The organism is Variovorax robiniae, from assembly GCF_037889955.1.
In the GTDB taxonomy this organism is placed as follows: domain Bacteria; phylum Pseudomonadota; class Gammaproteobacteria; order Burkholderiales; family Burkholderiaceae_C; genus Variovorax; species Variovorax robiniae.
This window is the reverse complement of the sequence record NZ_JBBKZS010000039.1, coordinates 1-15014: the sequence shown is the minus strand read 5'-3', so window position 1 is coordinate 15014 and position 15014 is coordinate 1. Positions and strand designations below refer to the sequence as shown.

At 66.3% G+C, this 15014-nt stretch carries 13 protein-coding genes; 2 read left to right on the top strand and 11 right to left on the bottom strand.

Annotation, left to right across the window (positions count from 1 at the left end; all coding sequences use genetic code 11):
• Position 1 precedes the first annotated feature (1 nt).
• The 9 genes from tcuC to WKW79_RS35070 form a co-directional block, all read right to left on the bottom strand.
• Positions 2-1306, bottom strand: coding sequence for an MFS transporter (gene tcuC / locus WKW79_RS35110; RefSeq protein WP_340339859.1), 1305 nt, complete (start codon positions 1304-1306; stop codon positions 2-4).
• Between the two features lie 119 nt (positions 1307-1425).
• Positions 1426-3216 (bottom strand): acyl-CoA dehydrogenase, encoded by a 1791-nt coding sequence (locus tag WKW79_RS35105; protein ID WP_340339858.1) that lies wholly within the window; start codon positions 3214-3216, stop codon positions 1426-1428.
• A 316-nt stretch (positions 3217-3532) separates the two neighbouring features.
• Positions 3533-4381: a TauD/TfdA dioxygenase family protein gene (locus tag WKW79_RS35100; protein WP_340339875.1), complete on the bottom strand. Its 849-nt coding sequence runs from the start codon at positions 4379-4381 to the stop codon at positions 3533-3535.
• 257 nt (positions 4382-4638) lie between these two features.
• On the bottom strand, positions 4639-5910 hold the full coding sequence (locus WKW79_RS35095) for a porin (protein ID WP_340339857.1): 1272 nt from the start codon (positions 5908-5910) through the stop codon (positions 4639-4641).
• 186 nt (positions 5911-6096) lie between these two features.
• Entirely contained in the window at positions 6097-7107 is a 1011-nt protein-coding gene (locus tag WKW79_RS35090; RefSeq protein ID WP_340339856.1) for a YeiH family protein, read from the bottom strand.
• Positions 7108-7134: 27 nt separating this feature from the next.
• The gene (locus tag WKW79_RS35085; protein ID WP_340339874.1) at positions 7135-8442 is read right to left on the bottom strand and encodes an MFS transporter; all 1308 of its coding nucleotides are present in this window, start codon (positions 8440-8442) and stop codon (positions 7135-7137) included.
• A gap of 49 nt (positions 8443-8491) precedes the next feature.
• The gene (locus WKW79_RS35080; protein ID WP_340339855.1) at positions 8492-9550 is read right to left on the bottom strand and encodes a beta-keto acid cleavage family enzyme; all 1059 of its coding nucleotides are present in this window, start codon (positions 9548-9550) and stop codon (positions 8492-8494) included.
• Positions 9551-9589: 39 nt separating this feature from the next.
• The gene (locus tag WKW79_RS35075; RefSeq protein WP_340339873.1) at positions 9590-10438 is read right to left on the bottom strand and encodes a TauD/TfdA dioxygenase family protein; all 849 of its coding nucleotides are present in this window, start codon (positions 10436-10438) and stop codon (positions 9590-9592) included.
• A 91-nt stretch (positions 10439-10529) separates the two neighbouring features.
• Positions 10530-11510, bottom strand: coding sequence for a quinone oxidoreductase family protein (locus WKW79_RS35070; protein WP_340339854.1), 981 nt, complete (start codon positions 11508-11510; stop codon positions 10530-10532).
• Here WKW79_RS35070 and WKW79_RS35065 point away from each other — a divergent pair.
• On the top strand, positions 11509-12708 hold the full coding sequence (locus WKW79_RS35065; RefSeq protein ID WP_340339853.1) for an AraC family transcriptional regulator: 1200 nt from the start codon (positions 11509-11511) through the stop codon (positions 12706-12708). The two genes, WKW79_RS35070 and WKW79_RS35065, sit on opposite strands and share 2 nt — an antisense overlap.
• Here WKW79_RS35065 and WKW79_RS35060 read toward each other — a convergent pair whose 3' ends face one another.
• Together WKW79_RS35060 and WKW79_RS35055 are read right to left on the bottom strand one after the other, a co-directional pair.
• Complete coding sequence (locus WKW79_RS35060) at positions 12709-13368, bottom strand: DsbA family oxidoreductase (RefSeq protein ID WP_340339852.1); 660 nt, start codon at positions 13366-13368, stop codon at positions 12709-12711.
• Between the two features lie 10 nt (positions 13369-13378).
• Complete coding sequence (locus tag WKW79_RS35055) at positions 13379-14566, bottom strand: acetyl-CoA C-acyltransferase family protein (RefSeq protein ID WP_340339851.1); 1188 nt, start codon at positions 14564-14566, stop codon at positions 13379-13381.
• A gap of 229 nt (positions 14567-14795) precedes the next feature.
• On the opposite strand from WKW79_RS35055, the gene WKW79_RS35050 reads away from it, so the two are divergent.
• Positions 14796-15014: methylmalonyl-CoA mutase family protein (locus WKW79_RS35050; protein WP_340339850.1), on the top strand; the 219-nt coding region annotated here is incomplete at its 3' end.

The following is a 15014-nucleotide window of genomic DNA, read 5'->3' as shown; positions in this document are numbered from 1 at the left end:
TTCAGGCCACGTCTCTGTGCCCGCCCTTGCGGTACAGCATCAGCGTCGCCGCCAGCCCGCAGGCCGCCGCTACGCTGAGCCAGATGGCCGGCGCCGCCTTGTCCTGCAACGCGTCGATCAGGTAAGTCGAGATGGCCGGCGTGAAGCCACCGAACACGGCAGTGGCCAGGCTGTAGGCCAGCGAGAAGCCGACCACGCGCACCTGTACCGGCATCACCTCGGTCAGTGCGACCACCATCGCGCCGTTGTACATGCCGAACAGGAACGAGAACCACAGCAGCACGTCCAGCATGCGGCCGAAGCTCGGCGCATCCGCGAGCCAGTGCATGGCCGGATAGGCCGTCAGGATGGCCAGCACCGTCACGCCCAGCAGCAGCGGCTTGCGGCCGATGCGGTCGGAGATGGCGCCGCCGATGGGCAGCCAGATGAAGTTGGACACCGCCACCAGCAAGGTGACGATCAGCGCATCGCGGGCGCTGATGTGCAGCACGGTCTTGCCGAAGGTCGGCGTGTAGACGGTGATCAGGTAGAAGGTGGTGGTCGTCATCGCCACCAGCAGCATGCCGCCGAGCACGATGCGCCAGTTCTGCGCCATCGACTGGAACACCTCTCGCGTGCTCGGATGATGCTTCTGGGCCTGGAAGGCCTCGGTCTCCTGCAGCGAGCGGCGCAGCACGAAGATGCACGGGATGATCATGCAGCCGACGAAGAAGGGAATGCGCCAGCCCCAGTCGGCCAGCGTCTCGGGCGACATCGATTCGTTCAGCGCGAAGCCCAGTGCCGCGGCCAGCACGATCGCCACCTGCTGGCTGGCCGACTGCCACGAGGTGTAGAAACCCTTGTGGCCCGGCGTCGCCATCTCGGCCAGGTAGACCGACACGCCGCCGAGTTCCGCCCCGGCCGAGAAGCCTTGCAGCAGGCGCCCCAGCAACACCAGCGCCGGCGCCAGCAGGCCGATCGTGGCGTAGCCCGGCACGAAGGCAATCAGCACCGTGCCGCAGGCCATGATGCCCAGCGTGACGATCAGGCCCTTGCGGCGGCCCACCTCGTCGATGTAGGCGCCCAGGATGATCGCGCCCAGCGGACGCATCAGGAAGCCCGCGCCGAACACCGCGAAGGTCAGCATCAGCGAGGCGAAGTCGCTGCTCGCCGGGAAGAAGGCCTTGGAGATGTAGGTGGCGTAGAAGCCGAACAGGAAGAAGTCGAACTGTTCGAGGAAGTTGCCGCTGGTGACGCGCAGCACGGCGCCCAGCTTCGATGTGGAAACGCTCGGCGGCGCGCCGTGGGCAAGGGTGGTGGTGGACATGGCTCTCTTTCCGGCTGTTGGAGTAGGTTTGGGTTCATCGTAGGAACCCAACCTGACATTCAGCCGTCAAGAAAGCGAGGGATTACGCGCGGATCAAAACTCGCGATGCGGTTGCTTTGCTAGAAGTCCTCGAGGGCCATCTCCACGATCGCTTCCGAGCCCGTGACGATGCTGTCGCGCAACCCGGGCACCCGGGTCAGGATGTGGTCGGCATAGAAGCGCGCCACGGTGATCTTGCGGCGCATGAAGACCGGGTCGTCGCCCGTGGCCAGGCGGTCTTCGGCCGCGAGCAGTGCACGCCCCATCTGCCACCCGACGGCCAGGTTGCCAGCGAGCATGAGGTAAGGCACCGAACCGGCGAACACGGCATTCGGGTCGGACCTGACATTCGCGACCATCCAGCCGACAACCTCGAGGAAGGCCTCGCGCGCGACCGACAGACGCAGTGCCATGGCCTGCGCGGCCTCGCTGCCACGCTGGCGCAGCAAGGCCTCCACGGTCGCAATCTCCTGTGCGAAAGCGCGCGCCAGGGCGCCGCCGTCGCGCACGGTCTTCCTGCCCACGAAGTCGTTGGCCTGGATCGCCGTGGTGCCCTCGTAGATGGTCAGGATGCGCGCGTCGCGGTAGTGTTGCGCGGCGCCGGTCTCCTCGATGAAGCCCATGCCGCCATGCACCTGCACGCCCAGGCTCGTGACCTCCAGGCTCATCTCGGTCGAATAGCCCTTGACCAGCGGCACGAGGAACTCGAAGAACGCCTGCTCGCGACGGCGCACCTCGGCGTCGGGATGGGCATGCCCCGCGTCGCAGGCGGCGGCCGCGGCGATGGCCAGCGCTCGGCAACCTTCGGTCTGCGCACGCATGGTGAGCAGCATGCGCTGGACGTCCGGGTGATGGACGATCGGCGCCGCGGCGGGGAGCGACCCGTCCACCGGACGCGACTGCACGCGCTCCTTCGCATACGCCCCGGCGAGCTGGCTGGCGCGCTCGGCCACGGCGATGCCCTGCAGGCCCACCGCGTAGCGCGCCGCGTTCATCATCACGAACATGTATTCCAGGCCGCGGTTCTGTTCGCCCACGAGGTAGCCGATGGCGCCGCCGTTATCGCCGAACTGCAGAACGGCCGTGGGACTGGCCTTGATGCCGAGCTTGTGCTCGATGCTCACGCACTGCACGTCATTGCGATCGCCGAGCGTGCCGTCTGCGTTCACGAGGAACTTCGGGACGACAAAAAGCGAAATGCCCTTGACGCCTTCGGGAGCGCCGGGCAGGCGCGCGAGCACCAGGTGGACGATGTTCGCCGCCATGTCATGCTCGCCGTAGGTGATGAAGATCTTGGTGCCGTACACCTTGTACGAGCCATCGTCCTGCGGCTCGGCGCGCGTGCGCACCAGCGCGAGGTCGCTGCCGGCTTGGGGCTCGGTCAGGTTCATCGTGCCGGTCCATTCGCCCGAAATCATGCGCGGCAGGTAGGTGTCCTTCAGTTCACGGGAGCCTGCCGTCAGCAAGGCTTCGATGGCCCCGTCGGTCAGGATCGCGCACAAGGCGAAGCTCAGGTTAGCACTGTTGACCATCTCGGAGCAGGCCGCCGCGATGGTCTTGGGCAGTCCCTGGCCGGCGAAGTCTGCCGGATGCTGCAGACCCTGCCAGCCACCCTCGCCGAACTGCCGATAGGCGTCCGCGAAGCCCGGCGTCGTGGTGACGCTGCCGTCCTGCCACCAGGCGGGTTGCCTGTCGCCTGCGACATTGAGCGGGGCGACCACGCCTTCGGTGAAGCGCGCGCATTCTTCCAGTACGGCCTGGGCGGTGTCGAGGCCGGCATCTTCGAAGCCGGGCAGAGCGGCGATGCGCTCGATGGCGGCCAGTTCGGTCATGCAGAACAGCATGTCCTTGACGGGGGCTTGGTAAGTCATGTGGGTGTCCTCGTATGTTGTTTGATGAAGTGCTCAGGCGGCCCGGCTGGCGCCGTTGCCGGCTGCAGGAGGAATCTGGACAGATCGAGAGCGCACTGGGGTCCTCTTCGTCGGACGATGGATGGGTGGTCGGAATCCCGAGCAGTCGCTGCGTTGCGGGCCTGCGGGCATGGCCGGAATTCTGGGTGCCGACTGCGCCGTTTCCCCCCTCCTTGGCGGAGGGGAGCTGACCCCGCCGCGGGCAAGCCGCTTGGCCTCAGGTGCTGCCGCGCTTCCACGAACGGCGACTCGCCGCAGGCCGGACGCGTCGGCTTCCTCAGCTGGGCCTGTCGCCAACGATCCCTGCACGCTCGAGCTTGCGTACCGCCGGCCAGAAGTCCTGTGCCGCATAGTGCTGCGTGCAACGGTTGTCCCAGATCGCGACGCTGTTCGTCTTCCAGCGGAACCGCACCTGGTACTCGGGTACGCTGGCCTGGCTCATCAGGTACTGCAGCAGCAGGCCGGCGCCCGGTGCGTGGTCCAGGCCGAAGCGCACGTTGTCAGGCGTGTGGAAGTTGGTGAAATGCGTGGTGAACGCGTTGACGAAGAGGACCTTCTCGCCGGTCTCCGGGTGCGTGCGCACCACCGGATGCTCGGCATCGGGGAACTGGGCATGCAAGGCCAGGCGCTTGTCCATCGGCATGGCGGCGCCGAAGCTGGCCTCGATGCTGTGGCGCGCGCGCAGGGGCGCGATCTGCGCCTTGACGTGCTCGGGCAGGCGGCGGTAGGCCTCGCCCATGTTGGCCCACATCATGTCACCGCCAACTTGCGGACCTTCCACGCAGCGCAGCACGGCGCCCATCTGCGGGCACTCGCGCCAGGTGGTGTCGCAGTGCCAGGCGTTCTCGTACTGCTCCTGTCGGCTGTCAGGCCCCTTGTAGATGCGAACCAGGCCGGGGTGATCGGGGTCGCTGCCGACCACGGGATGGTCTTCCAGGGGCCCGAAGCGTCGAGCGAAGGCCACATGCTCTTCCCGCGTGAAATGCTGGTCGCGCAGGAAGAGCACCTTGTGCGCAAGCAGCAGTGAGCGGATCTCGGCAAACAAGCCGTCGTCGTGCACCGCGTCGGCCAGGTCGACCCCGCTCAACTCGGCGCCGATGGTGGGCGTCAGCGTTTCGACACGCATCGTGCGCGTGCGGCCACTGATCGGTGTTGCAGCCGCAGGGACACGGCCATCGTTGGTACTGCTCATCCTTGTCTCCTTGGCTCTCGCGGCCAGATGGCTGCCCTCCTGTGCAGGCGAAGAGGCAGCGTTGCGCGTCATGCAACACGGAAATGGTCAACGCGATGTGGGGTGCCTGGTGGAAAGCCGCCGGCGAACGCACGCAGCGATCAACCGGCGTTGCAAGCGACTCGACATGCACCGGCTTGCGCCGGCGCCGCTCAGAAGGCGTGGCGGATGCCGAAGTCGTAGCCCATCGCGTTCTTCGCCTCGTAGCCCTGCCCGGTGGTCAGGAAGGTGTTCGTGAAGCCCGGCGTGCCGGCCACGAAGGTGCTGTTGGCGTTGAAGTTGGCGCCGTTCTTGTTCTTGATCAAGGCCGCAGTGGCGTACAGCGCAGTGCGCCGGGACAGGTTGTACACGCCGCCGAGGGCGAACTTGTCCGCCTTCGGATCCGGCGGGATCAACGCCGTCGCGATGGTCGGGGCCGAGGTGTAGTTCAGCTTGACGCGCGACCAGGCCATGCGGATCAAGGCCGGGCCGACCGGGATGGTCGCGCCGAGGAGCGTGCCGTCACCCTTGAAGTCACCCGTGCCGATGGGCGGCGGGTTCACGTAGTCGAACACGTTCTTCACGCGCGAGATTTCACCGAACAGCTTCACGATGCCGAAGTCGTAGGACGCGCCGATGTTGGCCGTCTTGACCTTGGTGGTTTCACCCAGGAAATAGTTGTCGCCCGTGACGCTTTCGCCGTAGGCGGCAGCGATGTCCAGGGCGCCGTTGGCATAGCCGAAGCGGCCGCCGGCGTATCCGCCGGTGCGGCTCTTGTTCAGCGGCGTGGCGGGGGTGGTGGTGCCCGGGTCGTACTTGACCTGCTCGTTGAACGCGTACATCACCTGGCCGTAGAAGCCGCCCAGGTTGGGCGGCAGGATGTAGCCGACCGAGTTGCTGGCACGGATGTAGTTGGCGTTCGAGAACAGGCCGCGGTCGACGCCGGCGGCGGTGACCGTGCGCGGCCCCGCGCTCATCGTCGCGATCAGGTTGGTGCCCACGCCGTTGACGCCGAAGGGATCGAAGATGCCATCGTTCCAGAACGAGGGCGTGTAGTCGCGGCCCAGACGCAGTTCGCCGAAGTCGCCCGACAGGCTGATGGTCGAGCGACGGCCGAAGGTCGACGCGCCGACCACGCCGTCGTCGTTGGTCATGGGCGATTCGAGCCAGAAGCTCGCGGCCAGGCCGCCGCCCAGGTCTTCCGTGCCGCGGAAGCCGAGGCGACTGTTGTTGTAGTTGCCGCTGGTCAGAGCCCACTGGCTCTGCTTCAGGTCGCCGGTGCCGACGAAGTTCAGCGCGGGAGCGCCGCGGACACCGACGAACTTGCTGGTCGTCTGGTAGTAGCTGACGCCGGCGTCAACGACGCCGAACATCGTGACAGAGGACTGTGCGAATGCAGTGCCCGTCGCAGCCAAAGTGGCCAGAGCACCAAGAGTTTTTTTCATTTACCCGTCTCCAAATATGGAACTGTTTTGAATGACTCTGCGCGGCGGACCCCGCAGAGTAGATACCTTTGCACCGGACACGGGCAAGGCGTTCGGACGAATCACGCGGCTGGCCGCGTGATCTCGTTGCTCGTTTGCCACGTCACGGCAGATATCGCCTTTGACGTGGCAGGAATCAGGGAGGGCTTACATGCCCCAGTGCAACATCGCTGCGACGAGCGCTGCGAGGAACACGGTTTCGCCCACCATCAGCACGATCGGCTTGATGCCGACGCTGGCGAGTTCCTTGAGCTGGGTCTTCATGCCCAGCGCGCTGATCGCAATGACCAGGCACCAGCTCGAAAGGTCGTTGGCGAAGGTCTGCACCGACTTGGGAATCCACCCGGTGCTGTTGAGCGCCGCCAGCAGGACGAAGCCGACCGCGAACCAAGGGAGGATGGGCGGACGCTTGCCGCCCTTCGCGCCAGCGTGGCCGCGGCTCAGCATGACCGCGCAGACGATCACCGGCAGCAGCATGGCCACGCGCATCAGCTTGACCACCGTGGCAGCGTCGCCGGTCTCCGGCGACATGCCGTAGCCCGCGCCGACCACCTGGGCCACGTCATGGATGGTGCCGCCCAGGAACATGCCGGCATGCGTGGCATCGAAGCCCAGCAGCCTGACGACGACCGGATAGACGATCATGGCCAGCGTCGACAGGGCCGACACACCGATCACGGTGAACAGCGTGGCGCGTTCCTTGCCCGGATGCGCCGGCAACGCGGCGGCCAGCGCCATCGCGGCCGAGGCACCGCAGATCGCGGTCGCGCCGCCGGTGAGCAGGCCGAACAGCGTCTGGAAGCCCATGGCGCGCGCGGCGATCATTGCCACCACGATGGTGATGACGACCGAGGCCACCACCATCACGACCGGATGCCATCCCAACGCCGCGATCTGCGAGAAGGTGATGCGCATGCCCAGCAGCGCAACGCCGACGCGCAGCACTTCGCGCGAGGTGAATTCGATGCCGGGCTTGCAGGTGCCCTCCACGGCCAGGAAGTTCACGGCCATGCCGAGCAGCAGCGCGAACAGCATGACTGGCGCGTGGTAATGGCCGGCCAGGAAGGTGGCGGCGGCCGCCACGACGACGCTGATCAGGAAGCCGGGCACGAGTGGATGCACACGTGCGCGCAGCACGGTGAGGGAGAGGGTGGTCATCGGAGTTGTCCTGGATGGAGGAAGGCTTCAGTTCGCGACGGCGAGCTTCACGTTGGAAACCCGGTCGACGTCGGCGTCGTAGCTGCGTGCCGAGTGAACGAAGGCAAAGGCCGCGAGCAGGCCGAAGCAGGGCACCACGGCCATGGCGTGTTGCAGTCCCCACTGGTCCGACAGCACACCGACCAGGAAGGGGCCGACGGCCAGGCCGAACAGGTTCTGGAACAGCGAGAGCACGGCCGAACCGGTGGAGCGCACGCCCGGGTGGATCACCTCGATGACGACACCGGAGACCACGCCCACGGTGCAGGTCATGAAGAAGCCGCCGAGCAGCACCAGCTTGAACTGTGCCGGGCCGGGTGCGGTACCGGCGAAAGCCACCAGGAAGATGCACATCGTGACCACGCAGAGCACGGAGAGCGCCAGCAGCTTGTTGCGCGGTTGGCGTAGCGTCAGCCGGTCGACCACGTAACCCCAGACGATGCAACCCAGGGCGCCGACCAGCACGACGAGCGCCGATTGCGTGGCCGCGACTTCCGGCGTCATGCCAAGGTAGCGGTTGAGGTAGCTGGGCAGCCAGGACCAGACGGCCGAGACCACCACCAGTTGCATGGCCGCGCCGATGCAGACGAACAGCAGCGTGCGGGTGCGCGCCAGGGTGACGAAGATGTGCTTGAGCGTGCCGCCCATCGTCGCGGTGACCTTGTCCAGCTTGGGCGTGAGGTCCACCGTCTTGTAGTCGCGCACCAGCAGGTACAGCAGCGCCAGCACCAGGCCTGGAACCCCGACCACGCCGAAGGCGGCCTTCCATCCCCACTTGGCCGCGATGATGCCGCCCAGCACCACACCCAGCACCGAACCCAGCGACGCCGCCGCGAAGAATGCGCCGAGCAGCATGCTGCGAAGGCGCATCGGGAACAGCGTCGCGATCAGCGCCGCGCCCACCGAGCCATAGCCGGTCTCACCCGCGCCGACCACCGCGCGTGCCGTGAACAGCTGCGCGAAGTTGGTGGTGAACATGCACGAGATGGTCGCCATGCTCCAGACGCTGGCCATGACGACGATGCTCTTCACGCGGCTCATCCGGTCGGCCAGCAGCGCCACCGGGATGCCGCCGACCGCCACCACGATGGAGATGATGGACACCAGCGCGCCGAGCTGCTTGTCGCTGAGGTTCCACTCGCTCTTGATGTGCGGGAAGAGCGAGACGATCACCTGCCGGTCGATGTAGTCGAACAGCATCAGCGCGAAGGTCATGGCAAAGGCGAACCAGGCCTGGCGCTTGCCGATCAGGTAGTCGTCCTGCGGCCCGGGCCTGGCGCCCATGTCGAGTGTCATGCTCATGGGGTTTGTCTCTGTTGTTGTAGGTGTAGGGCAGGTGCCTGGTTCAAGCAGCCTTGCGCAGGAAGCCTTGATGGGCGCCGTTGCGGTTCGGCGCGAAGCCATTGGCCAGCAGCGACTCCTCCACGGTGTCGTAGAACACGCCGATCTTGCTGATCTCGCGGGCCTGCTGCGCGGTGGCCACCGGGCGGCCGAACTCGCGCGAGATGCGCACCAGCTGCTCGATCTGCTCGACCGTGCTCATCTTCTGCGTGCGGGCCTGGTTCCAGAGGTTGTCCTCGATGCCGCAGCGCACATGCAGGCCCATGGCGATGCCCATCATGTTGACCGGCAGCACGTTGCGCATCGAGCTTTCAACGGTGAGCACCGCACCGTCCGGCGTGGCACGCACGAAGTTCGCGAGGTTGTAGATGTTCGGCTGGTCCATTCCGCCGCTGATGGCGACCCAGTTCATGACCAACGGGCCCTTGTAGACGCCGCGGCGCATCAGGCGCTCGACCGACTCGAAGCTGTTGATGTTGTAGCACTGGAAGGCGCTCTGGATGCCCGCGTCGTTGAGGCGGCGGATGTGCTCCTCGGCCCAGCCCGGCTGTGCCGGCACGGTCATTTCCTTGTAGGCATTGAAGACCGCCGGGTCTTCCATCGAGGTGCCCTTGTAATCCTCGTACTCCCAGTGCTCCACCACGTTCATCTGCGAGGTGTTGATGGTCACGGTGACCTGGTCAGGCTTGGGGTCCAGCTCGGCCAGCATGTGGCGCGTGTCGTCCGAGAGCCACTTGGCCGCGGCGCCTTCGGTTTCCGGGGCGAAGCTGATGGAGCCGCCCACCTGGATGATCATTTCCGGCACGGCGTTGCGCACGCCAGCGATCAGTTCATTGAACTTCGACAGGCGCTTGCTGCCCTTGCCGTCGAGTTCGCGCACATGCAGGTGCAGCACGGTGGCGCCGGCGTTGTAGCAGTCGACCGCCTTCTGGATCTGCTGCTCGATCGTGACGGGAATGTCCTCGGGGAAATCGGAGGGCACCCATGACGGCGCGTAGGGCGCGGCGGTGATGATCAGGGGTTGCTGGTTTTCGGGATAGAGGGAGCCGTCGAGAAAGTTCATTTGAAGACCTCTTGGAAATAGTTGATAGGTGGGCCGGGTTCAGAACGTTGCTTCACCGACGATGCCGGCGCGTTCCATCTTTCGGTGGCACGGGGGGTAGTCCATGACCGCGTAGTGCTGGGTGCTGCGGTTGTCCCACATGGCCATGCTGTTCTTCTTCCAGCGGAAGCGGACCTGGTACTCGGGAACGGCGGCCTGCTCGATCAGGTAGCCCAGCAGGTCGCGGCCGGCCGAGGTGTAGTCCTGGCCGAAGCGCACGTGCTCCGGCGTGTGGAAGTTGGTGAAGTGCGTCGTGAAGGCGTTGACGAAAAGAACCTTCTCGTGGGTTTCCGGATGGGTGCGGACCACGGGATGCTCGGCATCGGGGAACTGGGCGTGGAGTGCCAGGCGCTTCTCGATGGGCATGGCGGCGCCGAAGCTGGCCTCGATGCTGTGGCGGGCGCGCAGGCTGGCGATCTTCTGCTTGACGTCTTCCGGCAGGCGGTTGTACGCCTCGACCATGTTGACCCAGATGGTGTCGCCGCCGACCGGCGGGCATTCCACGCAGCGCAGCACGCAGCCGAAGGGCGGCTTCTCGCGCCAGGTGGCGTCGGTGTGGAAGGCGTTCTCGTAGCGGTCGTTGGGCGTCTCGGGCGACTTGTAGATGCGCACCAGGCCGGGGTGGTCCGGGTCGCTGCCGGCCACGGGGTGGTCTTCCAGGTCGCCGAAATGGCGGGCGAAGGCCACGTGCTCTGCGCGGGTGATGTCCTGGTCGCGGAAGAACAGCACGCGGTGCTTGAGCAGCAGGCCGCGGATCTCGGCGACCGTCTCGGGGTCGCGCGAGGCGGCGCCGAGGTCGACGTTGGACAGTTCGGCGCCGATGGTGCAGGTGAGTTGTTCGACCTTGATGGAGGTCTTGAGGGCGGCGGCCGAGATGATGGCAGGGGCGGTTGCCTGGGCGGTTGCGTTCATGTCTTGTCTCCTTGTGTTGTGTGGCGCGTCAGATCACGAAGATCGACGAGCCAGTGGTCTTGCGCGATTCCAGGTCGCGGTGTGCCTGCACGGCGTCGCACAGGGCGTAGTGCTGGTTGATTTCGATCTTGATGCGGCCCTCGGCCACATGGCCGAAGACTTCCGCGGCCAGTTCCGCCTTCTCGGCCGGGTCCGCGATGTAGTCGGCCAGGGCCGGGCGCGTCATGAAGAGCGAGCCCTTGACCGCCAGCAGTTGCGGTTCCAGCGGGGGGATGGGGCCGCTGGCCGCGCCCACGTTGACCAGCAGGCCGCGGCGCTTCAGCGAATCCAGCGAGCCCATGTACGTGTTCTTGCCGACGCTGTCGAACACCACGTTCACGCCGACGCCGTCGGTGAGTTCGCGCACGCGCTTGGCCACGTCTTCATGGCTGTAGTTGATCGTGTGCGTGCAGCCGTGCGCGAGGGCGATCTCGGCCTTCTCGGGCGTGGAGACCGTGCCAATGACGGTGATGCCCAGCAGCTTCGCCCATTGCGAGACGATCAGGCCCACGCCGCCCGCTGCCGCATGCAGCAGCAGGGTGTCGCCCTGCTTGAACGGATAGATGCGGCGCATCAGGTAGGCGCTGGTCAGGCCGCGCATCGTCATGGCGGCGGCGGTCTCGTAGGAGATGCCTTCCGGCAGGCGGATCAGCGGGGCGGCGGGGATCAGGCGCTCGGTGCTGTAGGCGCCCAGCGTGTTGATGAAGCCGGTGTAGGTGACGCGGTCGCCGACGGCCACGTTGGTCACGCCTTCGCCGATCGCCACGACAACGCCGGCCGCCTCCACGCCCATCCCGCTCGGCATGGGCACGGCATAGGTGCCGTTGCGGAAGTAGGTGTCGGCATAGTTGAGGCCCACCGCCACATGGCGCAGGCGGACCTGGCCCGGGCCGGGATTGCCGACTTCGACGTCCTCGTAGCGAAGGACTTCGGGCCCGCCGGCCTCGTACTGACGCACTGCTTTTGCCATGGTGGATGTCTTCTGGATCGGTGTGTGGAAGGAATGGGGTAACTGTAGGGATCGGCCCCATCAGGCGCTTCGCAAGTCGCGACATGCATTTCGCTTCTCATGCCAGAATCCGGCACCGAACGCACTGCTCAAAACCATGGTCCCGCTGGTTCGCGCCGCCGCCCTGATCAACTTCATGGAAGTCGCCGAAAGCCTCGGCTTCAACCCCAGGGAGGCCTTGCGGCATGCGGGCCTGAACCAGAACCTGCTGAAGGACCCGGAGCAGCGGATCTCGGCCGATGCCGTGATCACCTTGCTCGAGGAGGCGGCGGCCGGCTCCGGCTGCATCACCTTCGGCCTGCGCATGGCGGAGTCGCGGCAACTGTCGAGCTTCGGGGCGATCAGCCTGCTGATCAGCCACCAGGCGACCCTGCGCGATGCGCTGGTCACCACCATGGACTACCGGCACCTGGTCAACGAGAGCCTGGCCATGCAGCTGGAGGACGCCGGCAAGATGGTGATCCTGCGGCAGGAGCTGGTGATCACGCGACCATCGCGGCAGGGCGCCGAACTGGCGCTCGGCGTGCTGTACCGGATGTGCAGTGCGCTCATGGGGCCGCAATGGCGGCCGCACAGTGTGAACTTCGTTCATTCGGCGCCGCCCGACCTGCGCCTGCATCGACGCGTGTTCGCCTGCCGGCTCGATTTCGACAGCGAGTTCAACGGCTTCGTCTTCGCCGCATCGGACCTGGCCGCGCCCAATCCCCATGCCGATCCGGCGATGGCGCGCTACGCCCGCCAGTTCATCGAATCGCTGCCCCAGTCGCACCGGCATCCCATCGTGCTGGAGGTGCGCAGGGCGATCTACCTGATGCTGCCCATGGGACGGGCCACCAGCGACAGCGTGGCGCAAGGGCTGGGCATGAGCGTGCGCTCGATGCAGCGGCAGCTCGACGAGGCAGGGGCCAGTTTCACGGCCCTGCTCAATGCGGTGCGCTGCGAGCTGGCCCCGCGCTACATGGAGAACCCGAGCTTCAGCCTGAGCCGGATCTCCGAGATGCTGGGCTACAGCACGCAGGGCTCGTTCACGCGCTGGTTTGCGGCGCAGTTCGAGGAGCTTCCTTCGGCTTGGCGGGAGCGTGAGGCAGGCAAGAGGCGAGCGGGCGGGCAGGGCGGCAGGACGGCGTCACGGCCATCGGCGCGCAGACCCGCCATCTGATCACACGGGGCAAGCCGGGAGGCTCGCGGCAGCGAGGGCTTCGCGCATGGCCTCCAGCATCACGTCCACCCGCTGGGCGCCGCTGAGCGATATCTCCCGGTTGAACACGAAGAGCGGCACGCTGGTCGCCGGTTCCAGCTCCGGCGTGTGGGTCGCCATCCAGGCCTTCCAGGCGGCGGGATCGAGCCCATGACGACTGCCGATGGTCGACAGCGTGACTTCATCGCCGAGGTCTGCGCCTTGCTGGAAATATCCCGTCAGCAGCGCGTCCAGCAGCGCTTCCACCTTCTCGGTCGTCAATTGCCTCTTGGCATAGGTCAGCATGCCGTGCGCGAGCCGCGTGTTGGGAAGGCGGCGGATTCGATCGAAGTGCACTTCGGTGCCGGCCTGCCGCGCAGCCGCCCGGACCTGCGCCTGGCGGTCATGCATGCGCATGACACCACCCAGTCGCTGCCGATAGAAGGCTTCGAAGTCCAGGCCTTCCGGCGGCACGTCCGGAAGCAATTGCACCGAGCGCCAGTTCACATGCACCGGAGGGTTTCCAGGGACGCTGGTGAAGATCGCGCGCGCCTGCTCCAGGTACTTCTTGCCGATCAGGCACCAGGGGCAGAGCAGGTCGAGGTAGACGTCGATTTCGAGGGGTGGGAGGGTCGATTGCATGTGCGACTCCTCAGGCGCAGCGCTCGAAGATCGCGGCGATGCCCTGGCCGCCGCCGATGCACATCGTCACGAGCGCGTAGCGCCCGCCCGTGCGCTGCAGTTCTGCAATCGCCTTCACCGTGATGATCGCGCCCGTCGCACCCACCGGGTGACCCAGCGAAATGCCCGAGCCGTTCGGATTCACCTTGGCCGGATCGAAACCCAGTTCCTTGATCACCGCGCAGGCCTGCGCCGCAAAGGCTTCGTTCGACTCGATCACGTCCAGGTCCGAGACCTTCAGCCCCGTACGCTCCAGCACCTTGCGCGTCGCCGGCACCGGGCCGATGCCCATGTACGCCGGCTCCACGCCCGCATGCGCGTAGCCCACCAGGCGAGCCAGCGGCTTGAGCCCCAGCGCCTGCACGCGCGCACCTTCGGCCAGCACGATCGCAGCGGCACCGTCGTTGATGCCCGAGGCATTGCCGGCAGTCACCAGCCCGTCCTTCTTGAACGCCGGCTTCATCTTCGCCAGCGTCTCGACCGTGGTGTCGGCGCGTACATGTTCATCGGTGTCGAACAGCACCACGCCCTTGCGCGTCTTCACCTCGACAGGAACGATCTGCTCCTTGAAGCGACCCGCCGCAATGGCCGTAGCCGCACGCTGCTGGCTGATGACCGCAAGCTCGTCCTGCATGTCGCGCGTGATGCCGTAACGCGCCGCGACGTTCTCCGCCGTGATGCCCATGTGCATCTTCTGCCACGGGTCGTGCAGGATGCCGAGCATGTAGTCGACCAGCACCGCATCGCCCATGCGCGCGCCGTAGCGGGCCGAGGTGTCGAAGTACGGACCGCGGCTCATCGACTCCGAGCCGGCGCCGATGGCGATGTCGCAATCGCCCAGCGCAATCGCCTGTGCCGCCGACACGATGGCCTGCAGGCCCGAGCCGCAGAGGCGGTTGACGTTGAAGGCGGGCGTCTCGATCGGGCAGCCCGCATCGATGGCGGCTACTCGGCTCAGGTAGGCGTCTTTGACGTCGGTCGGGATGACGTTGCCCATCACCACATGGCCGACGGCGTCCGGCGCCACGCCGCTGCGCTCGATGGCGGCCTTGACGGCCGTGGTGGCGAGCTGGGTGTTGGGTACGTCCTTCAGCGAACCGCCGAAGGTGCCGATGGCGGTACGGGCCGTGCCGACCACGAAGATGTCGCGAGAGGTCATTTTGTTGTTCCTGGAGTTGAGGCGGGCTTGCTCGAGGCTACGAGACAGGGTGCGACGGTGCATCGCATTTGATGCCATCGGTTTCGCATTTCATGCCGGCCACCGGTGCAGCGGTGCGACGCGCAGGCCTGCCGAATGCGCATGGCGCGTTCAACGCTGGCATCAAATGCTAAATGGGTGTCGTCATTTGGGATGCAGGCGGGGGATGCCTGCGAGAGCATCGCTTCCCATGAACATGGCGAACGACTTCAGCTTCAAACCTTCCACCCTCGACGCCTGGACGAAGGCCGCGGCCAAGTCCGCACCCGGTGGCGACCTGAACGCGCTTAACTGGCTCACCCCCGACGGCATCACCGTCAAGCCGCTCTACACCGCGGCCGACCTGCAGGGCCTGAAGTACACCGACACGCTGCCCGGCTTCGAGCCCTACCTGCGCGGCCCGCAGGCC